Origin of the sequence: Wolinella succinogenes DSM 1740 (genome assembly GCF_000196135.1) — a bacterium.
GTDB classification, from domain to species: Bacteria; Campylobacterota; Campylobacteria; order Campylobacterales; family Helicobacteraceae; genus Wolinella; species Wolinella succinogenes.
Genome location: NC_005090.1, coordinates 883,202 through 904,440, shown reverse-complemented (window position 1 = coordinate 904,440; position 21,239 = coordinate 883,202). Strand labels below are relative to the sequence as shown.

Below are 21,239 nucleotides of genomic sequence, written 5' to 3'. Positions count from 1 at the left end.
ATGGAATCAAACTCCAACAATCCTTTCATCATCCCTCAGATCAACCAGCGGAATCGCCGAGGTGAGCGCTTCAAGATTCTTGCCGCCTCCGCACTTTTTGTCTCGATCGCCTTTTTGCTCTTTTTCCTCTACGACATGGTGAGGCAGGGCTATCCTGCCTTTAAACAGGCTTACATCAAAGTGGAAATGCCTATCTCACAAGAAGCGGCTGAGAATCCCTATGGCGTGCTAGAAAAGCAGCTCAGCCGCCTTGTGAGCCGTGCTTGGCTCCGCGATCTTCCCAATCAAATTCGTGCCAATCCCGAGTGGATGGACAAAACTCACACTTTTTGGGCACTCGCCTCAGCCGAAGTGGATCAATACCTCAAAGGCCATCACCATCGCCTCAGCGATACCCAAATCGAGATGGTCACCCATCTAAAGAATGAGGGCAAATTGGAGATGAAGTGGAACTCCATCTTCTTCACTACGGGCGATTCAAAGATTCCCGAAAATTCAGGCCTCTACTCTGCGGTGATAGGGACAATCCTCACCATGTTGGTCACGATGGCCATCTCCGTGCCTATTGGCGTGATGACCGCCATCTACCTGGAGGAGTTTGCCCCCGATAACCGAGTGACTCAAATCATCGAGGTCAACATCAACAACCTCGCCGCTATCCCCTCGATTCTCTTTGGTCTCTTGGGCTTGGCGATCTTTATCAACTTCTTTGGTGCACCTCGAAGCTCACCGCTTGTAGGGGGAATGACGCTCGCCCTCATGTCGCTTCCCATTATCATCGTCAGCTCCAAGGCCGCCCTCAAAGCTGTCCCTGCCTCTATTCGTCAAGCGGGCTTCGCCCTTGGGCTCACCAAGTGGCAGATCGTCAAAGATCATGTCCTCCCCTTAGCCACTCCAGGGATTTTGACGGGTTCCATTATCTCGCTCGCTCAAGCGATGGGAGAGACCGCTCCGCTTATTATTGTAGGAATGATCGCGTTTATCCCCGATGCACCTGATAGCATCTTCCACGCTGCCACTGTCATGCCCGCCCAGATATTCACTTGGTCAGGTATGCCAGAGCGAGCCTATGTCGAGAGAACCGCTGCGGGGATTTTGGTGCTTCTCTCGGTGCTTCTCTCTCTTAATGCTGTCGCGATATACTTTAGAAAAAAATTTGAAAGAAAGTGGTAGGAATCATTCATGCAAGAAGCTCAATATCTCACCTCCGATCTTAGCGTCAAAGCCAAGGCCTCCAATCTCAACCTTTGGTATGGCCAAAAACAGGCATTGCATGACATCAATATTGATATTTATGAGCGGAAAATCACCGCGCTCATTGGCCCCTCAGGCTGTGGAAAATCGACGTTTCTTCGATGCCTCAACCGCATGAATGACCTTGTTGGTGGGTGTCGCGTGGAGGGACTTGTGGAGGTGGATGGATTCAACATCTATGACCCTGCCATCGATGTGGTGGCTGTACGAAAGCGTGTTGGGATGGTCTTTCAGCAGCCCAACCCCTTTCCCAAAAGCATCTATGAAAACATCGCCTACGCCCCCCTCATGCATGACCTTGTCAAAAAGGGAAGCGATTGCGATCAACTCGTTGAAGAATCGCTCAAAGGCGCAGGGCTTTGGGAAGAGGTCAAAGACAAACTCAAATCCCCGGGCACAGCACTCTCAGGGGGTCAGCAACAACGCCTTTGTATCGCTAGAGCCATTGCGGTCAAGCCTGAGATCATCCTCATGGATGAACCCACCAGCGCACTTGACCCCATCTCCACTCAAACCATCGAGAATCTCATGGTTACACTCAAAGAGCAGTTCACCATTGTGGTTGTCACTCACAATATGCAGCAAGCCGCGAGAGTCGCCAACTACACCGCCTTTTTCCATTTGGGTGAGCTCATTGAATATGATGAGACAGAGAAGATTTTTGTTAGCCCCCAAAAATCCAAGACCGAACAGTATATCACGGGAAAATTCGGGTGATTCTCATGCGCCCTTTTCCTTTTCTTTTGGCCTTGGCCTTGACCTTTTTGCAAGCAGGCGAAACCCTGCTTGGCTCGGGGGCAACCTTCCCCGCTAATGCCTATGCAGAGTGGATCAAAGAGTATGAAAAGAGCACCCAAAATCGTGTCTCTTATCTCTCTATTGGATCAGGCGGAGGAATCAAACAGATCAAAAGTGGTGTGGTCGATTTTGGTGCAAGCGAAGAGCCTCTCAAAGAGAGTGAATTGGCCGTAGGATTTCATCAATTCCCCTCTCTAAGAGGCTCCATTGCCCTAGTCTATAACCTCCCCTCTCTCAAAGATGGTGATCTACGCCTCACGCCTGAGCTCATCAGTGATATCTACCTGGGCCTTATCACTCACTGGCAAGACCCCAAAATCAGAGCTCTCAATCCCAACATCCCCCTTCCCAATCTCCCCATCACCCCCCTTCATCGAAATGATGGAAGCGGAACCACCCTTGCCTTCACAAGCTACATGGATCACCAATCCAAGACTTGGAGCGAAAGCATTGGGAAGGGCAAGGCGCTCGCTTGGCCAAAAGGCATGGGCGCTAAAGGCAACGCGGGCATGAGCCAGCTTGTCTCCCAAAAAGAGGGGAGTCTAGGCTATGTAGAGCTCTCCTATAAACTCCAAGAGAAGCTGAGCGCTGCCCTTCTCCCTCTCTCCTCTGATCTCAAAGAGTGGCTCTCTCCCGTGGATGTCGAAAAAGGATACCCGCTTATCACTACAAGCTACATCATTTTTCCCCTCAAAAGCAAAAAAGCACGCGAGGTGGTCCACTTTTTTGACTACTCGTTTAAGCAGGGAGATGCAACCCTTAGAAGACTTGGATTCATCCCTTTGAATAAAGAAGAAAAAGGATTGATCCAAAAGCGTTGGCAAGAACTTGGGCTCTTATAATCTTAAAGAAGGAGGATGCATGCGACTGCCAGATTTTTGGCTAGAAATTCTCCACTCAATTCGCTTGGAGTATGAGCCTATTATTGATACCTTCAGCGGCACCACCTATGGCTTTGAGGTCTTTTTTGGGGGTGCAGAGAAGCAGGGGTTTAAAAGTTTTGAGGAGCTCAAAGAGCGCGCCCTTTTAGAGAAAATCCTCGTTCCTTTCGAGCTAGAGCTTCGCAAAAAAGCAGTTTTTGACTTCATGAGCAAGGGCTTGCACGAAAAACACAAACTCTTCTACCCCTTTGATTCTCGGATTCTCTATATGCCTGATTTCATCCATCGGGACGCGCAAGAGGACTTTGGGAATGTCAATCTTCTCTCTGAGCTCTTTGTGTTGCAAATCTCTCAAGAGAAACCCTTCTCCGATTCCATTGAGCTCAATGCCATGGTGAGCATCTACGCCAAGCATGGCTACACGCTGATGTTTGATCGCTACGGAGATGGGGGGTTCAACTTCCGCCACCTCTATGAGATTCGCCCTCACTTCGTACGACTTGATCCCTACTTTATTCAAAACATCGAAAAGAGCCCCAAAAAGCGCCTCTTTGTCTCTCATTTGATGAGAATCCTCAAGGTCTTAGGAATCACCGTCATCGCGCCCCAAGTCGAAAGCAAAAAGGTCTATTTTCTGCTCAAAGAGTTGAGCGTTGATCTTATTCAGGGGAAACTTATCCAAGAGCGCACGCACCACCAAAAAGAGCTCAAATCCCTCTATCCGCAAATCCAAAAACTCTACATGGAAGACAAGCGCGGCGATCATGGCGGCAGCGAGGCAATCCGCAATCTCACCGATCTCATCCCGCCCGTCTATAAAGCTCAAGATATGCTAGAGGTGTTAGAGCTCTTCCGCCAGCACAAAAACTACTCCTTTTTCCCCATCCTTGATCCGCGCAACGAGCCCTTAGGAATTATCAAAGATTCTGATCTCAAAGATTATGTCTACTCCGCCTATGGAACCTCTCTCCTGCGCAACAAATCCGCCTCCAAAAAGAGTGTCTTGGATTTCCTTAGCCCCTGCCCCACCGCGGATGTCCACACACCTCTAGAAACGCTCATTGAAACCTTTGCGAATCGAAGCGAAAACGAGGGAATCATCCTCACTGAAAACTCTAAATATGTTGGATTCCTCAACTCCAAAGCCCTCATTAGCGCCATCAACGAGCGAAATCTCCTCATTGCGCGCGACCAAAATCCCCTCACTAAGCTTCCTGGCAACAATCTCATCAGCCGCCACATCTCTGACTGCTTCATGGGGGAAGAGTCTTTTGCGCTTGTCTATTTTGACTTTGACAACTTCAAGCCCTTCAATGATAAGTATGGATTCCGTAGCGGCGATCGTGCCATTTTGATGTTTAGCGACCTCATGCGCGAACGGCTGGAGCAAAAAGGCTACTTCATTGGACACATCGGTGGAGATGACTTCTTTTGCGCCTGCAAAGAGGAGGAGCTTCAAGAGAATCTCCTCCCCGAAACCCTCGCGCTTTTACAAAAATTCGCCCAAGATGCCAAGCTCTTCTACTCTGATGAGGAGCGAGAAGCGGGTTATGTCATGCTGAGCTCTAGAGAGGGCGAGAAGAAGCGATTTCCTTTGCTTAGCGTGAGCGCAGGCGTGCTCTTTGTCCGCTCTGAATGCAAGGCCAAAAAGAACCTCGAATTCGATGCCACCCTCTCCTCGCTCAAAAAGAGCGCCAAAGCCTCCAAAGAAAAAATCGCCATCGCTTCGCTCCTCTAAGCCTCTCTCTTTTATAATGTCGGCATGACTCATCTCTCCCTCTTAAAGTCCAATCCGCTGGTGCGCAATCTAAGCCTCATCCAGCTCATCAACTACTTTGCGCTCATGTTCACCCAAGTGGCGCTCTTTACCCTCATGGCACAAAATGGCATAGGCGCCCTAGGACTCTCTTTGGCGGCGGCTCTCTTTTGGGCGCCCTCTATCCTGCTCTCGCCCCTAAGCGGCACGCTCATTGATCGCTTCTCATCTAAAAAGCTTCTGCCTTTTTTACTCCTTGTGGAGATACTTGCCACTTTGCTTTTTCTTGCCTTCACCGCCAAGGAGGATTTCGGGATGCTTCTAGCGCTTCTTTTCCTTCGTAGTGCCGCGGGGACGACCTACTACACCGCCACCATGAGCCTTCTGCCAAAGATTCTAGAGGGCGATTCTCTGCAGAGGGCTAATGAGCTTCACTCCATGATCTACTCCGTCTGCCTCACGCTTGGCATGGCGCTTGGAGGGATTGTAGTCCACTCTTTGGGCGTAAAGAGTGCTTTTTTGATCGATGCCTCGCTCTATCTCATCGCCCTAATGATTCTAATTGCCACTCCACTTCCTCGAGAAGAGAGCCCCAATGAGCCAATTCTTGCCATGCTTCAAGACGGATTCTTCTATCTCTTCTCCCAAAAGTCGCTTCTTTTTATCATGGCCATTCATGCGGTAGTCGCCACTACACTCTTTGATGCAATCGTCACCCTTTTAGCAAAGAATCACTACCACCAAACCCTAGCCATCCCGCTTGCTATTGGCTTCATCAACGCCGCTCGCGCTTTTTCAGCCATGGTGGGGCCTTTTATCTTTGGTCGAATCATTAGCGAAAAGAATCTTGGCTGGATGCTCGCTCTTGAGGGGGTATTGTTGATTTTTTGGGCGTTTTTAGCGAGAGAGTTTTATGCTTCGATTCTTGGGGTGCTGGGGGCTGGAATCCTCATCACCACGCTTTGGTCTTACACTATGACGATGCTTCAAAAGCGTATAGAAAAGCGCTATTATGGGCGAGTGGTTGCCTATAATGATATGTTTTTCACTCTCATCGCCGTCCTCTCCTCTCTTCTGATTGGCTATCTGCTGGAGCTTGGCATGGAGGAGCGCTGGGGGATTGCTCTTATTGGAGGCTTTTTCATCCTCATAGGGGTGGCTTATGCCAAGAGGAGGGAGCGATTCTTAGGCGAGAAGATCGGCGACTTCAACTTCAAAGATTTTAGATAGTTTGTATAGATGCTCCAAGTTAAAGTGCTTGCCTCGTTTATTATTCTCAGCATTAGTGTAAAAAGTCACAGAGGTAAACCCCAAACTCAAGGCAACCTCTAGTTTGGACATCTCTTTTTCTATGCGAATTCTTTTGATATTACAAGAAATCTTGCGATGAAATTCTTCAATATCATCGACGGGCACATAGTTGTTGTTTAGCAAGAAAATATCCTAAATAAGTATCCTATAGGTTAAATACTTTTTCAATTTTATTCATATACAATGGCTAGGTCTATGACCTATAGGTTATATTTGTCAAATCCATGCCAAGGGGCATTTCACGAGTATAGCTCGCTAAAAATCGACCCAATGATGCAATATCGACTGCATCCTTGCAAAGGAACAGACCCAATGATCAAAGCGCATCACAAAACAGGCGCGAGGGATCGCGCTTATCTATGGATAAACTCCAACATTCAAACCGAGAGATAGAATCCTTGAAACCACCCGAAACAGAGATCCAAACGCCTGAAGAAATTCTAAAGGCGATTTTAGATGAATCTCGCGTAATGATTCATGTGATCGACCCTCGAACCTTTGAGATTCTCTATGCCAATCGCGCCATGCGTCAAGAATTTAGCGATATCATCGGCAGACCTTGCTTTGAGGCCATCCACAATCGCTCGATTCCTTGCGGACATTGCATGCAACTCCCTTTCTCCAAATCAACGCAGCATGAACATATCAATCTCAACAACGGCCGAATCTATCTCCTCCATAGCCATTCGGGGCAATGGAGCGATGGACGAAAAGTGAAATTCCAAATCGCCATCGACGTGACCGAGCAGAGACTCTCGCCTGAGGGAATCATGCTGGAACAAAATCAAATGCTTGAGGTCATCAAAGCGCTTCTTGACGCAACCATTGAGGGGCTATTCATCTTTGATCGCAACCAAAAATGCGTCTATGCCAATCACATCGCCCTCAACCTCTTCGGTTACACTCTAGAGGAGGTTCATTCCAAGAGTATTCTTGATTTTATTGCGCTTGGCTTCCGCAACAAGGTCAAACGCTTCTCGCAAAATAGAGACCAGCCCCCCTATGAAGTCCTCGGAATTAAAAATGATGGGAGCCTCTTTCCTATCATGATTCGAGGCAAGGCTATCGAGCTCGGAGAGGAGAAGTTTCGCCTCTCTGCTGTCATTGACATCACCAAGATGAGAGAGAAAGAGAACGAGCTCTTCCAGATCAAGCGATACGACTCCCTCACCTCCCTTCCTAATCGTCGATTCCTAGAGGATCTCCTCAAAAAATCACTTCACACCAGCCACCAAAATGGCTGCTATCGCGCGCTCCTTTTTATCGGTGTGGATCGCTTCAAGCTCTTTAACGATTCCAAGGGGCACTCCTTTGGCGATCAGCTCCTTTATGAGATAGCTCAGCGCCTCAAAGCCGCCACCGCCTCCATGGGTGCTTTAGCTCGCTTTGGGGGAGATGAGTTTACCCTGCTTTTGGAAGATGGGTCAAAGAGCGAGGAGCAGATTCGCCGCTCAGCCCGACAAAGCGCCGAGTCAATCTCTAAATTACTTCAGGCTCCTTTTGTTCTGCTAGGGCAATCCATTAGCATCACCGCAAGCATTGGCATCATCTCCTTTAAAGAGACGGCACGCTCGCCCCGCACCCTGATTAAATACGCCACAAGCGCTATGCATCATGCCAAGAAAAAGGGATGCAACACGATCTGCTTCTTTGAGCCACTCCTTCAGCGCCGCTTCGAGGAGAGGCTGGAGCTTCAAGAGGATTTACGAGACGCCATCGACAAAGAACAGCTAGAGCTCTTCTACCAAAAACAGATGCGCGTGAATGAGCAAGCCGAGTGCATGGGAGCGGAGGCTCTTTTGCGCTGGAAACATCCTGCGAGAGGTTTTATCTCTCCTCTAGAGTTCATCCCCTTGGCTGAAGAGGGCGGCTACATCCATCTCCTTGGGGAGTGGGTGCTAAAGCACGCGCTTCAAAAGCTCCAAAAATGGCAAAAAGATCCCCAAAAATCTCATTGGCGCCTCTCTATCAACATCAGCGCCAAAGAGTTCGAGAGGGAGGATTTTATTTCAAATGTCCAAAAAAACTTCAACCAGACCCCTTGCCCGCCCCATCGCCTCTGCATTGAGCTGACCGAGGGAATCTTGATCCAAGACCCTGAGAAGTCGATTCAAAAAATCCTCGCTCTCGCCTCCATGGGAATTCTCTTCTCCATTGATGATTTTGGGACGGGCTACTCCTCCCTGCAATACCTCAAAAAGCTCCCCATACAAGAGCTGAAGATTGATCGATGCTTCATCCAAAACATCCTAGAGGATGAACAAGATCAGATTCTCGTTGACACCATGATTGGCATTGGCAAAAAATTCAACCTCAATGTCGTCGCTGAGGGAGTAGAGACCCAAGAACAGCTAAAGAAACTACAGAGCATGGGATGCGAGCTCTTCCAGGGATTCCTCTTCTCCAAGCCCTCTCCTGTATTAAGCGCCGAGTAGCATCAGTCAATTGAATTAAACTTATCAACCCTTCGTATAAATCAATAATATATATTAAAGCTATATTTAAAATAATAGAATCAGATAAAAATTGAGTATAATTTATTGTTAAAATGTATTCAATTAGTAATAAAGGGGGTTGCTCATGGGATTTTTGACAAATCTTTCCGTCAAGGTCAAGCTTTTCTTTCTTTCAGGATTACTGCTCTTCATCATGTCCGTCATGGGTGTTCTTGGGATTTACTCAACAGGAAAAATCAATGACGCAGATACGATTCTCTATGAGAAGGGTGCTGTATCCATTGCTTTAGTCTCAGAGCTAAATACGCAGTTTGGCCTCTATCGAGTGGCTTTTTATCGATACAAGACCAATCTTATTAGCCTTAAGGATTACGAAAAAGTCGGTCAAGATTTTTTTGATTATGTTGAAAAATTCAACAAAGAGTACTCAAAAATCTATCTTGATAGCAAAGACAAAGAGATTCATGATGAGCTAATTGCAAATTTCAAAGAGTATAAAAAAATTACCCTAGAGGTACTCAAGCTCCTTGAACAAGGCCGCATCGAAGAGGCGGATAAGATGACTTCGACCGTATGGGTGCCCCAAGCAGGCAAGACTATCAAGGGAGTTCAAGATCTCTTCAAGGATAAACTTGAAGATGCTAAAAAGCTCTCTGACTCCAATGATGAGCTAGCCGCTCAATCCCAGATGCTCATCACGATTCTCTTGCTTGCGGGAATCGCCACAGGAATCCTCATCTCCCTCCTCATCATCCGCAACATCACCTCCTCCCTCACCTCTATAGAGGAGGGACTTGACTCTTTCTTTGCCTTCCTCTCAAGAGAATCTAGAGAAGCCAAGAAGATCACTTTGAACTCTAGTGATGAGTTTGGAAAGATGGCAGGAGCGATCAATGAGAATGTAGAGAGAATCGAAAAAGAGATTCGCAGTGATAGCGAGCTGATTGAAGAGGCTAAAGGGGTAGCTAGGCGAGTCCAGCATGGCTGGTATAGTCAATACATTGAAAAGAAAACCACCAACCCCTCCCTAGAAGAGTTCAAAAATAGTGTCAACGAAATGATCAAAGCCACTAAAGCTCACTTTACCAATATGAATGTGGTTCTGGAGCAGTATGCCAAATACGATTATCGGGAAGAGCTCCGACTAGAAGGAATTGAGAAAGGAGGAGTATTTGAGATCCTTGTCAATGACATCAACACTCTAAGAAATGCTATTGTTCAAAGCCTAAGAGATTCTCTCCAAGCAGGAGAACGCCTAGAGGAGCAGAGCCGACTCCTCAATGATTCCATGCAGACTCTAAGCCAAGGCACCAACGAACAAGCCGCCAGCCTAGAAGAGAGTGCCGCCGCTATTGAAGAGATGAGTAGCTCTATGCATAGTGTCAATGATAGAACCTCTGAGGTGATCAAACAGTCTGAAGAGATCAAAGGGGTGATTGGAATCATTAGAGACATTGCCGATCAAACCAACCTACTGGCTTTAAATGCTGCCATTGAAGCCGCAAGAGCAGGAGAGCATGGAAGAGGATTTGCAGTCGTTGCCGATGAAGTGAGAAAGCTAGCCGAGAGAACTCAGAAGTCTTTAGGAGAGATAGAGGCCAATACCAATGTTCTAGTTCAATCGATTAATGAGATGGGAGAGAGTATTAAAGAGCAAGCCCAAGGAATCACTCAGATCAATGAGGCTATTGCCCAACTTGATACCGTAACCCAACAAAATGCAGGAGTAGCGGATAAGACGGATGGGATTGCTAGTATGGTGGCAAGCATGGCTGAGGGAATTGTGAAGGAGGTGAGAGGGAAGAGGTTTTAGACCTCTTCCATGCCTTAGCTAAGCTTCTCTATCCAGACGGGGATTCCTTGTCTGGCATTAGAGCCAATCACAAAATCACTTAAAGTTCCCACTTTTCCTTTTGAGGCGTCTTTGAGACCAAGTTTGTTAATATTGACACCACTGCGTCTTGCAATCTCCCCACGAATCACGTTTCCATTAATGAGCAAATCTATGGCTCCCTCACCCTCGCGTCCCGCTCCATGTTCTATACCAATGGATCGAGGATGAATTCCCTCTCTTAAACGGCAGATTCCAATAACAAAACCCCCTTTAGATACAACCCTCACCCTCTCTCCATGAACAATTCCCAATGCCTTGGCGCTTTGGCTATTCATATCCACAAAGGTGGTGTATCGAAGCTCTTTAAGATGGCGGCTTGCCGTGGTAGGAGCAGAGAGGACATTGGATTTATAACTGAAAGCCAAAAAGCTTCGAGAGTCACCCAATCCCGCCTCTTCTAGCGCTCGGCCATCCGTAAATCTAGGGGCATAAAATCTTGGAACCCCGCTGTATCGCTCACCCGTGAGAGAATTTTTGGATGTTCCGAGGGCTTCATTGTAGATCGAAATAGCCTTTGGATAGGCTCTAGAAAGCGAATCTCCTTTGTAAGCATCCTCTATAGGAGCGAATCGCCCCCCTCTTGCCATCACATAAGCAACCCTGCGCCAATTCTCTCCATTAATGGCTTGAAGCTTGCTCGCATACTCCTTTAATCCTGCGAGTTCTATCTCTTCATCGCTAATTTCAGGAACGGCCTTCCCCGAAAGGGCAATGTTTTCAAATGCTCTTAAATAGAGCTCTTCTGGTCTGTCAAAGGGAAACTTTTCGCCACTTTTAGCGACGATTCCATTTTTTCCAAATCCTGGCAAACCTAACGCTTTGCCCAGTTCAATAATGAAGCTATCCATGCTCACGGGTTCGCCATTGCTCCATTTAGCGTTCGGCGAAGGAAGGATCGGATAGCGCAAATGGCTCGCTTTGGTGAGCGATGCTCCCCAAGGAGAAACCACGCCCCATGTCTCATACATCACACTGTCAGGAACAATATAGTCCGCCCATCGACTGGTCTCGTTAATAAATGGATCGATGGCAATAAAAAGAGGAATGGCTCTCTTTGGATCTTTAAGCGATTCAAGGAGATGTTCTGAGCCACTCTGTCCATAAATAAAATTGGCGCACCAAGAGATGAGCGCTCCCAATTTGTAGGGATAGCCCTCTTCGCTGTTGGTGATTACGTCCGATTCTAGAGCGTTAGCAAGCCCATACCATGGTGCTTTTGCCGGATAGGGATTCTCTCCTTGAGCTACTTTTCTTTTGAATTCGGAGGTCTTTTCATAGGCCATGCGTGCACGATCAATTCTCGCTCCTTGGGGCTTGGGCTTATTTGGATAGGCAATGAGGTTGTAGGCTTCGCCATTAAAGTCTTCAAACTTCCCTCCCCCCATGCTCATCCCCCCTTTGTGGTTTAGATTCCCCACCAAAGCCCCTAGCATCATCACCGCATAGGTGGCATAAAAGCCTGTGGTGTGCATCGTCCCTCCATGGCAATCCACGCCCACGGATCGACCATAAGAGGTAAACTCGCGCGCCAAATGAACTATCTCTTTAGAATCAATACCACTAAAGCTTGCATACTCTTCCAAAGTGTAAGCCAAAGCGCTCTCTTTAAGAAGCAAGAAGGCGCTTTTCACCTCATAGCTCACCCCTTCAAGGGTTACTTCACCAGCAAAATCCAGCTCTCCCCGAAGCACCGATTTAGAATCCCTTAGGACTCCCTCTTTAACATCAATCACCCACGGGCTTCCTTGAGAATCTTTAAGAATTTGACCCTCTTTTTCACCCTTTTGAATGATGAGATGGGTGGCGTTGGTGAAGCTAACCTCCTCCAAAGCCTTTTGCGATTCAAGGCTTGGAATTGCTAGATAATCCGCTAAATACCGCTTCTCTTCAATGATTAGGCGAATCATCCCCATTACCAATGCTAGATCTCCCGATGGAGCGACAGGAAGCCATCTAGAGCGTTCCCCTACGGCAATATTGTCACTATTAGCCAAAATGGGAGTCACGGTGACATAGCGACACTCTCCCGTGGTTCTAGCCTGGGCTAAAAGCTTCGCTTGGCGCTTGAATGGATTCCCTGCGTGAGCGGGAGCCGTCCCAATATTGAGTAAAAACTTACAGTTCTTAAAGTCGGGCTTAAGATGAGGATAGCCAACAAAGTCATTAAGATAGGCGGCCTCACCCGCCCTCATGGAAAGCCCGCAAATAGAGGTATGCCCCATGAAATTAACTGTGCCAAAACTCTGAACAAAACGCTGGACCATCACCACCTGCCGACCCTCATCAGCCGTTCCCAGCACACAAAGCCGATTCGCGCTGGATCCATATTCTGGATTTTCCTCATCGATGAGCTTATCCAATTGGCGAATCGATCTAAGTCCCTCTACCTCTCCTTCGCCAAAGAGATTTCCCCCTTCGAGAATCTCTTGAATTAGCTGCTCAGGAGATATCTCAACCCAAGCGTTCTCTCCTCTCTTGCCTACACGCTTTAAAGGTTTTGTCACCCTAAAGGAATCATTCAATTTATCATAAACTGCATTGCCTCTCGCGCACGCCGTGGAGCGATGATGAAGTCCGCTCTCTTTCTGGGCAGAGAGTACCTCTAGGCTCTCTTTTAAAGGGGTATTGTAAGGGAGCCAAGGATCAGAAGAGAGGAGACTATAAGGATTCCCAAAAACTCTCTCCACCGCACCACTCTCTTGGTTGATCTTGACCCGAATCCCGCAGTGTGTCGTGCAGCCATTACAAACACTAGGGCGAATTGAGTATTTAGGATTGATCAAAGTCCTCCCCGACTCAAATCGCACCTCTGGCTCCGCTGCCTCTCCATAAATCGAATCCTTGGCTCGCTCGCCCTTATCTTTCAACAGAGCTACCGCACCCAATGTCTCTTTGTAGCCGACCACGGCCGCACTTCCCGCTACAACCCCACTTCCAAGCAAAAATCGCCTTCTTCCCTCTTCCATCATTGACCTCCTTTGTTTTGTTCGTAGTGGGTTGCCATCTCTTTATCCCAAGGAAAAATCGCCATGACAATCATTAAAAGGGCAATAAAGATTCCCCAATTAGAAGCAATAGCCAAAAGACTATCCTGCCCCCAAAAATGGGGGTGATACTCTAAAAGCCCCGGGGTGCTCTTGCCAATTCCTTGCCCGCCAATGACCGTATTCCATCGAAAAAGCCACACGCCAATGGCGCAGATGACCCCCATAAGAATCACGAGGGGAGTCTTTTGGCTCAAGCGCGATGAGAATCCCACTGCCATGGGTAAAATAAGGCAAAGCAGATATTCAATAAAGACCACATCATAGAAATGATGCGAAAAGAACCGCTCCAACGCATACTTCTCCTCGCCATTAAAAGGCATGGCAAAAGTGAGCCAAAAGAATCGAATCGCCAAATCAATCACGATAAACCAAGCCAAAAGCCTCATGAGCTTTTGCATCACCTCCCGGTCCACCTGTTTGAAGTCAGTGAAAAACTTCTGAAATAGCGGCAAAACCACCAAAAGCAATCCCGTCCCCGAAACCATCGCGGAAGCAAGGAATAAAATGGGCATCAAAGGGGTGTGCCAAAGGGGAATCGCATGCACCGCCCCAAGGATGTAGCCCGTATAACCATGCACACTCAGCGCAAGAGGAATCCCCGCCGCCCCAAGAATAAATCCTAAACGATGATCTCTCTCCTCTTCTGCATCGCTAAGCTCCATTCGCCCCAGACTCGCCAGACGATAAACCTGACGGGCTAGAGCCTTTTGGCTCTGATGATAGGCTCTCACAAAATAGGGTCGATAGAGAATCAGTGCCTCAAAGAGAATGAGAATCGGATAGGAGAGCAGCAGCAAAACACCCCATTTCATTGGAGAAGTGGGGAAGTTTTCCCAACCATAAAGGAAAAAATTAAAGATTCTTCCGGGCTGTCTCAGGTCATCCACAAGATTAAAAGGTGCGGCGGCCAAAAGCACAAAAGCCAACAACAAAGAGAATCCAGCGATGGGCTTATACTGTTTCATCCCAAAAACATGAGCAAAACTAGAAATAATAAAAGCCGCCGCTGAACTTCCCGTGAACCAAAAATAATTTGGAATATCAATCCCCCAAGGTCGATCGGGAGTGATAGTGCTGATTGTGTGAAGCAATAATCCAAAATCCATCTCTATTTTCCTCCTTCATAGGTGCTAGCCCATTCGCTAGGGGCTAAGCCATCTAGCTTCTTTGCCCAATCATCCAGCACGGCTTGACTCACGGGAATGCTCTGTATCTCATGGCTAAGTCCGATGTAAAAAACTCTTGGTTTAGTCCCCTGAGCAGGGTTGAGCACTGAAGCGGGAGCGTTTTGAAGCAGCTTTGAGACTGCGCTATGAGGATCATTCAAGTCACCAAAAATTCTCGCCCCTCCTACGCAGCTCTCCACACACGCTGGTAAGAGCCCTGCATCCACTCGATGGGCGCAAAGAGTGCATTTGTCTGCAACTTTGGTGAGAGGATTGAAATAGCGTTTGTCATAAGGACAGGCATTAAGACAGTAGCCACACCCCCAGCAAATGGTGTTGTCCACAACCACGATTCCATCCGTGCGCTTGAAGGTGGCTCCCGTAGGACAGACGCTCACGCACGAAGGGGCTTCGCAGTGGTTGCAAAGCTGAGGTAAAAAAGCTTTTCGCACGCTCGGATAGCTCCCTAATTCATATTCAGGAACATAGGTTCGAAACTTATCTTTGGGGACTCTATTTTCACTTTTACAAGCGCTCGTGCAGGCTTGGCATCCCACACACAATCTCAGATCAATCACCATCCCAAAGCGCTTTCCCTCTTGTCCAATATAACGAGCCTCTTTGGCATCTCGACCAGGATTTTGGAGGCTGATCGCTTGGGCTTGATTCCCTCCAAGCGCCGTTCCTCCTGCAAGCAAAATCCCTGCTTTTTGCACAAAATCTCGACGGCTCAGTGGCGTCTTGTGTGCCATCTCCTCTCCTTTGGTTGAATTTCAACCCAGGAGATTAGCCGAAAGTAGAGAGGAATTAGAGAGGAAAGAAGAGGCTAAAGATAGATTTCAAACACAGCCCCCACAGAGGAGTTGTGAGCGCTTAGTGTTCCTTTGGCATTTTTTTCGATGATTGTCTTACTCATATAAAGCCCAATCCCCGTGCCACTTCCTGCGTGTTTGGTGGAGATGTAGGGTTCAAAAATTTTTTCGACAGGAGAGAGCTCGATTCCTCCGCCATTATCTTCGATTCTCACATAGGCTTGATTCGCTCTCCTGCCGATCAAAAGCTTGATTTGAGGAGAGCGCACTTGGCGCTCTAGAAGAATATCTTTGGCATTCCCTAAAATATTGAGAATCGCCTGAGCAAATTCTCTTGGATGCCCCTTGATCCAAATCTCCTCCTCTTCAATAATCTCCACCTCAATAGCGTGGGCGTGGAGGGCGGAGTGAAGAAGCTTGAGAGTGTTTTTGCACGCCTCATTGATGCTATAAAGTTCAAGCCCCTTATCTTGGACAAAAAAACCGCGAAAATCGTCAATGGTTTTTGACATAAATCCCACCAATCTTTCGCACTCTCTAAAACCCTCTTGAAGCTTTTGATGCCCCAATGTTCCCTGTTCGCTCAATATCTCTAAGCGAATAAAAATTGCACTGAGCTCCGTGAGGGGTTGGCGCCATTGGTGAGCAATATTACCGATCATCTCGCCCATGCTGGCTAGCTTGCTCTGATGGAGAAGCAGCCGCTCTTTCTCTTTAGATTCTTCTTCTTGGCGCATTCGATGTTCAATTTCCCTATTGACGCGCTCTTCAAGCCCTTGGTTGAGAAGTTGGAGATTGGTTTGGCTTTGCAAAAGAAGTTTATTAGATTCTTCAAGGCGTCGAATCAACACCTCAAACCCATAGTGCAAAATCACAATCACGGCTAAAAATAGTGCCAATGCTCCAAAAAATGAACCGTAAATCGCCCCCCAAAGCTTCTGGTGAGCAGCGCTCACCTCTTGAAAAAAAACAAGTTTGCCCACCTCCTCCTTAACATAGGAGTAGAGCCCAAAATCGTGTGTCACGAAAAAGCGTCCTTGAATTTCATGTTCTCTCTTAGAGAGAAGGCTCGCTCCAGCCAAGGCTTTTTCATCCGCTATGGGCTCTTCTTGATTGGTCGCAAAGAGAACAAAAGGGGTGGAGCGGGGCAAGTCAGACCTCTCCTCCTGAAAAAGTTCGCTTCTTACAAAAATAAAACCTCGAATCTCCGAAAAAGCCTCCACCTCTTTCAAAAAATAGTCCGCCGAAACCACAAACTCCAAGATTCCCAAAAACTTCCCCTCTTTGTAGGCGGGAATTAAGATGTTATAGCTAAAGGAGCGAGGAAACAGGGCAAAGCCATAGCGAGGATTCTCATCCAAGGGAGAGGTGATTCTCAGTTTTGATGGCAGATTAGAATCCCCCAGAGAGGCAATGAGCATGAGCGAAGTATCATAAAAGCGCATCTGCATCAAGTATCGATTCTCTTGACTTAAAACCTCCCAACGAAAACGAGAAAGCCTCTCAAGCTCTGCCCCATTTCCCTCTTCTAGGGCTTCTCTGATGCCATGAGAGTTCAGGTTGGCATATCCTCGGTTAACATAAAAGAGGCTGAGGCGATTGAGCGAGGCTTGGTAGATGTTATCAATTTGACGAGAGTAGTTGAGCTGAGCCTCCTGAATTGACTCCTTGACATCAGCGTAACGAAGCCATCCAAAAACAAAAGAGAGAAGCAGAAAAAGCCCCAAAACTAAAATCATTGTTTTGGCTTTTGTGGAGAAGTGGCTAGGATTCATTTAGCTTCTCTTGGGAATAAAATAACCCTGAGCAAAGCTATTTTGGATAAAGGCTCTTCCCGCCTTGCGACGGATCTCTTTGATCACAAATTTGAGTGTCTCTCGACTCCCTCCCTCTAAGCCCCAAACCTCATTGATAAGCTCATCAAACCCCACCACCTGCCCTCTCTTGGCCAAAAGTATCTCCAAGAGGGTTGATTCTTTTTTGGTGAGCCAAATCTCTCGCTCTTGAATCTGGAGCCTCTTATTAGAAGGGTTATAGGAGAGCGATTCATCAATCTCGACCCTCAGCTCTCCACCTAGCCAACCGCGCATATACTCCTCGCACGCCCTAAGCGATTCCATGAGCGATTCCTTGGAAAAGGGCTTTTGGAGATATTTAGTGATATTGAGCTCTACGGCACGCAAAAGATAGGGCTGTTCCGTATGAGCTGTAATCATAATGGCAGGAATCTTTCGATCGTGCTCTCTTATTTGTGCTAAAACCATCAATCCATCAAGCTTTGGCATGCAAACATCCAAAACCAGAACATCAGGCTGATGGCGATAAAAGAGCTCTAGCGCCTCCTCCCCATCGCGTGCAATATAGACCTTTTTGAAGAAAATCTCCAAAATCGCCCCCACATGACGAGAAATCCCCTCTTCATCTTCGGCGTAAAGCACACTTTGTGTTTTAAAAATCTCTAGATTCACTCCCCTTCACCCTTTGAAAAACTCATACCCGCCTTCTAGTAAGACCTCTTCTAATCGCTCCTCTTTGCTCTCTAGCACCACAGCGGCTTTTGATTCTCCTTTGAGCAAGAATCCATAGCTATCCTCGATATTGATTCCCTGCTCTCTCAAAAAAAGTAAAAGCTCATGCAATCCTCCTATCTTCTCTTGGATGATAGGAATCACCACAGGGCGCAAAGAGACAGCGATTCCCTCCTTTTTGAGCGCCGCATAGGCAATCTTGGGCTGATCGAGCAAAAACTTTGCCACCCCAAACTCTCCTCCGCTAGCGATACTAAAAGCGATAATATTCACTTTCGATTCGCTAAAGAGTCGCGTGAGTCGCTCTAGCATCCCCGGCTTATTTTCCATAAAAATGGATAGATGCTCTCTCATGCAAGCTCCTTTTCTCGGTAGTCATAGACTCGCTTGGCTTTTCCCTCTTCCACAGGCAGACTCCCTCTCTCGACTAGCTTCACCTTGGGGTTGACCCCAAGCTCTGATGTGAGCGCCGCTGTGAGGCTCTTTTGGAGTGCCTCTAACTCACTGAGGCTGCCCGAAAATGCCTCCTCGGTCATTTCGATTTTGACATAGAGCTTATCAAGAAACTGCTCTTTATGCACTTCGATAATATAGTGGCTTCCCACTCCCTTCATCCCTAGAATCGTCTTTTCAATCTGCATAGGGAAAAGATTGACCCCATTGATAATGAGCATATCATCGGTGCGTCCCTTGATGCGATCGATTCGCCGATGGACTCTTCCGCACTTGCATGGCTCAGGGATAATTCTTGTCAAATCGCGCGTTCGATAGCGCACCAAAGGCATCGCCTCTCTATGGATGGAGCTAATCACCAGCTCCCCCCACTCTCCATCGGGCAAGACCTCAAGCGTCTCTGGATCAATGATCTCCGCATAGTAGTAGTCCTCCCAAAGATGCATCCCGCTCTGCTCCTGACACTCAAAAGCCACGCCTGGACCATTCATCTCAGAGAGCCCAAAAGAGTTGAAAGCCTTGATTCCATACAGACGCTCAATTTCACGCCGCATCGCCTCGCTGTGGGGCTCTGCCCCAATAAAAGCGATTCTTAAAGGAAGCTCTTTGGGATCGACCCCCTCCTCTTTGAGGTGGGAATATAATCTAAAGGCGTAGCTTGGCAAGATATGCACCACACTCACCCCTAAATGCTTCATGAACCAGCCCTGACGCTTGCTATTTCCTGGACCAATAGGAATCGTGAGCATCCCCAATCTCTCTGCACCATAATGGAATCCGATCCCTCCCGTGAAGAGTCCATATCCCATGATATTCTGAAAAATATCATGGCGATTCGCTCCACTTAAGCTCATACAGCGCGCCATCAACTTAGACCAATTGTCTAAGTCATTTTGCGTGTAGAGCATCACCGTGGGATTGCCCGTCGTGCCGCTGGAACTATGGAGCCTCACACACGATTCCAAGGGGGCGGCAAGGAATCCATAGGGGAAAGCATCACGCAGGTCTTGCTTGAGCGTAAAGGGAAGCTCGCGAACCTCTTGGAGGGAACGGAGAGTGGAGGGAAGATTTTTCTTCTGGTAGGCGGGAGATTTCGAGGCGCGCGCTAAAGTCTCTTGGAAGCGCTGAAGGGCTAAGGCGTCTAGCTCGGAGCGAGAGAGGCCTTCGTTGGGATCGTAAAACATCGCTTATCCTATCTCTTTTTGGAAGTAGTCCAATCGCTTGGAAAGTTTTGATTATAGCAGTTTTGAGCTCCGCCTCAAGGAGAAGTATGCTACATTTTCGTCAAATCTTTTCGAAGGTGTTTCTAGTGAGTCCGCTCAGCCTCTTTTTTGCCATCTATGTGAAGTTTTTCTTCATCCTTTCGCCCTTTTTCGTTCTCTCCGTCTTCCTCTCTCTGACCAAAGAGATGAGCCGCCCTGCGATGGGCAAGCTCGCCCTAAGAACCACTGTGGCGATTCTCATCGCCTCTTTTGTGCTTTTTTTCTTTGGAGAGGGCATTTTCAAGGTGCTAGGAATCACCATCGATTCGTTTAGAATCGGCGCGGGAGCGCTCCTCTTCCTTTCGGCTGTTTCGCTCATTCAAGATAAGAAGATCATGATCGGTGATGAAGTCGGTGATCCTGCGGTCGTTCCTTTGGCCATTCCCGTCACGGTTGGACCTGCCACCACGGGGATGCTTCTTGTGATGGGAGCCGAGACCAAGGAGCTCGTGGAGATGGTTGTGAGCTTAAGCGCTCTCTTTGGCGCCGTCGTAAGCACGGGCATTCTGCTTTATCTAGGAAGCTACCTTGAGCAGCTCATTGGAAAAATAGGAATCAGCATCCTCACTAAACTCACAGGACTCTTCCTAGCCGCGCTCTCAGCGGAGATCATCTTCACTGGCGTGAAAAACAGCCTCACCCTCTAAAGCCCATGTCAAATCGCTCCACCCTCCTCCCCTATGGGGCGCTCATCTTAGCGATGTTCATTTGGGGGAGCTCCTTTATCGCGCTCAAATATGCGTTTATCAGTTACGATTCTTCTTGGGTGATTTTTTGGCGACTCCTTTTTGCCACGCTCTTTCTTCTCCTCTTTATTCCCAAAATGTCTCTTCGCTCTTTTCGCCCCCAAGACCTCCCCGCTCTGCTTCTCATGGCCCTGCTTGAACCCTGCCTCTACTTCGTCTTTGAATCCAAAGCGATTGAAAACACCACCGCCTCTCAAGCGGGCATGATCTCATCCATGCTCCCTGTATTGGTCGCTCTGTTGGCCGCATGGCTTCTAGGCGAACGGCTTAAGAGTCGAATGATGATTGGATTTTTAGTGGCGATTCTAGGGGCTCTTTGGCTTAGCCTCTCCTCCTCTTTGAGTGACTACGCTCCCAACCCTCTGCTGGGGAATTTCTTGGAGTTTTTAGCGATGCTCTGCGCCGCTTTCTTCACCATTAGCGTCAAGCGTTTAAGCCAGCGCTACAATGCCTTTTTTCTCACTGGATTTCAGTCGCTCATGGGAGCGCTCTTTTTTGGAGTTTTGACCTTTGCCTCTCCTTTGAGTGAACCCATGGGAAGGGATGAGCTTCATTTTGGAGCGATTGGGGCTATTGTTTACTTAGGAGTGGTGGTGAGCTTTGGCGGGTATGGGCTCTACAACTACGCCCTCTCCAAAGTGGAGGCAAGCCAAGCCGCAGGATTCACCAACCTCATCCCCCTCTTCTCTCTCATCCTTGGCTACCTTCTGCTGGGCGAGACGCTCAACTCTTCGCAACTCTTTGGCTGTGGACTCATCTTTTTAGGAGTAGTTGGAGCGTTTTATCGACAAAAAAGCAGGGGTTGATATGAATCAATGAAGGAAATTTCAAAGTGAGGTATCTTGGGTCTTATTTTGCTTTTTTAACAAGGAATC

General features: G+C 47.8%; 17 protein-coding genes. 9 read left to right on the top strand and 8 right to left on the bottom strand.

What is annotated here, in order from left to right:
- The 5 genes from pstA to WS_RS04520 are packed head-to-tail and all read left to right on the top strand — an operon-like array spanning position 1 to position 5,919.
- Positions 1-1,173, top strand: a complete 1,173-nt coding sequence (gene pstA / locus WS_RS04540; protein ID WP_011138846.1) for a phosphate ABC transporter permease PstA — start codon at positions 1-3, stop codon at positions 1,171-1,173.
- A gap of 9 nt (positions 1,174-1,182) precedes the next feature.
- The gene (pstB, locus tag WS_RS04535) at positions 1,183-1,971 is read left to right on the top strand and encodes a phosphate ABC transporter ATP-binding protein PstB (protein ID WP_011138845.1); all 789 of its coding nucleotides are present in this window, start codon (positions 1,183-1,185) and stop codon (positions 1,969-1,971) included.
- Between the two features lie 5 nt (positions 1,972-1,976).
- Complete coding sequence (gene pstS / locus WS_RS04530) at positions 1,977-2,894, top strand: phosphate ABC transporter substrate-binding protein PstS (protein WP_129545367.1); 918 nt, start codon at positions 1,977-1,979, stop codon at positions 2,892-2,894.
- 19 nt (positions 2,895-2,913) lie between these two features.
- Entirely contained in the window at positions 2,914-4,671 is a 1,758-nt protein-coding gene (locus WS_RS04525; protein WP_011138843.1) for an EAL domain-containing protein, read from the top strand.
- Between the two features lie 24 nt (positions 4,672-4,695).
- Positions 4,696-5,919 (top strand): MFS transporter, encoded by a 1,224-nt coding sequence (locus WS_RS04520; protein WP_011138842.1) that lies wholly within the window; start codon positions 4,696-4,698, stop codon positions 5,917-5,919.
- Here the strand turns inward: WS_RS04520 and WS_RS11125 are convergent.
- Positions 5,875-6,030: a hypothetical protein gene (locus tag WS_RS11125; protein WP_232013742.1), complete on the bottom strand. Its 156-nt coding sequence runs from the start codon at positions 6,028-6,030 to the stop codon at positions 5,875-5,877. The genes WS_RS04520 and WS_RS11125 overlap by 45 nt on opposite strands.
- Before the next feature lie 368 nt (positions 6,031-6,398).
- Between WS_RS11125 and WS_RS04510 the strand changes: the two genes are divergently transcribed.
- Both WS_RS04510 and WS_RS10605 read left to right on the top strand, forming a co-directional pair.
- Complete coding sequence (locus WS_RS04510; RefSeq protein ID WP_049770645.1) at positions 6,399-8,435, top strand: GGDEF domain-containing phosphodiesterase; 2,037 nt, start codon at positions 6,399-6,401, stop codon at positions 8,433-8,435.
- A 145-nt stretch (positions 8,436-8,580) separates the two neighbouring features.
- On the top strand, positions 8,581-10,269 hold the full coding sequence (locus WS_RS10605; RefSeq protein ID WP_049770644.1) for a HAMP domain-containing methyl-accepting chemotaxis protein: 1,689 nt from the start codon (positions 8,581-8,583) through the stop codon (positions 10,267-10,269).
- A gap of 14 nt (positions 10,270-10,283) precedes the next feature.
- Here the strand turns inward: WS_RS10605 and WS_RS04500 are convergent, their stop codons facing one another.
- From WS_RS04500 to WS_RS04470, 7 genes are all read right to left on the bottom strand, one after another.
- On the bottom strand, positions 10,284-13,316 hold the full coding sequence (locus WS_RS04500) for a molybdopterin dinucleotide binding domain-containing protein (protein ID WP_011138838.1): 3,033 nt from the start codon (positions 13,314-13,316) through the stop codon (positions 10,284-10,286).
- Positions 13,316-14,503 (bottom strand): NrfD/PsrC family molybdoenzyme membrane anchor subunit, encoded by a 1,188-nt coding sequence (gene nrfD, locus WS_RS04495; RefSeq protein WP_011138837.1) that lies wholly within the window; start codon positions 14,501-14,503, stop codon positions 13,316-13,318. Before nrfD ends, WS_RS04500 begins: the two co-directional genes overlap by 1 nt.
- A gap of 2 nt (positions 14,504-14,505) precedes the next feature.
- Entirely contained in the window at positions 14,506-15,315 is an 810-nt protein-coding gene (dsrO, locus tag WS_RS04490) for a sulfate reduction electron transfer complex DsrMKJOP subunit DsrO (RefSeq protein WP_011138836.1), read from the bottom strand.
- Between the two features lie 74 nt (positions 15,316-15,389).
- Entirely contained in the window at positions 15,390-17,150 is a 1,761-nt protein-coding gene (locus tag WS_RS10600) for a cache domain-containing protein (RefSeq protein WP_011138835.1), read from the bottom strand.
- Positions 17,151-17,843 (bottom strand): response regulator transcription factor, encoded by a 693-nt coding sequence (locus WS_RS04480; RefSeq protein ID WP_011138834.1) that lies wholly within the window; start codon positions 17,841-17,843, stop codon positions 17,151-17,153.
- Positions 17,844-17,849: 6 nt separating this feature from the next.
- Positions 17,850-18,257: an ACT domain-containing protein gene (locus WS_RS04475; RefSeq protein WP_011138833.1), complete on the bottom strand. Its 408-nt coding sequence runs from the start codon at positions 18,255-18,257 to the stop codon at positions 17,850-17,852.
- Positions 18,254-19,540, bottom strand: a complete 1,287-nt coding sequence (locus tag WS_RS04470; protein WP_011138832.1) for a phenylacetate--CoA ligase family protein — start codon at positions 19,538-19,540, stop codon at positions 18,254-18,256. Before WS_RS04470 ends, WS_RS04475 begins: the two co-directional genes overlap by 4 nt.
- A gap of 125 nt (positions 19,541-19,665) precedes the next feature.
- On the opposite strand from WS_RS04470, the gene WS_RS04465 reads away from it, so the two are divergent.
- Together WS_RS04465 and WS_RS04460 are read left to right on the top strand one after the other, a co-directional pair.
- Entirely contained in the window at positions 19,666-20,265 is a 600-nt protein-coding gene (locus WS_RS04465) for a MarC family protein (protein WP_041572079.1), read from the top strand.
- Between the two features lie 5 nt (positions 20,266-20,270).
- Positions 20,271-21,170: a DMT family transporter gene (locus WS_RS04460; RefSeq protein WP_011138830.1), complete on the top strand. Its 900-nt coding sequence runs from the start codon at positions 20,271-20,273 to the stop codon at positions 21,168-21,170.
- The last annotated feature ends 69 nt before the right edge of the window (positions 21,171-21,239 follow it).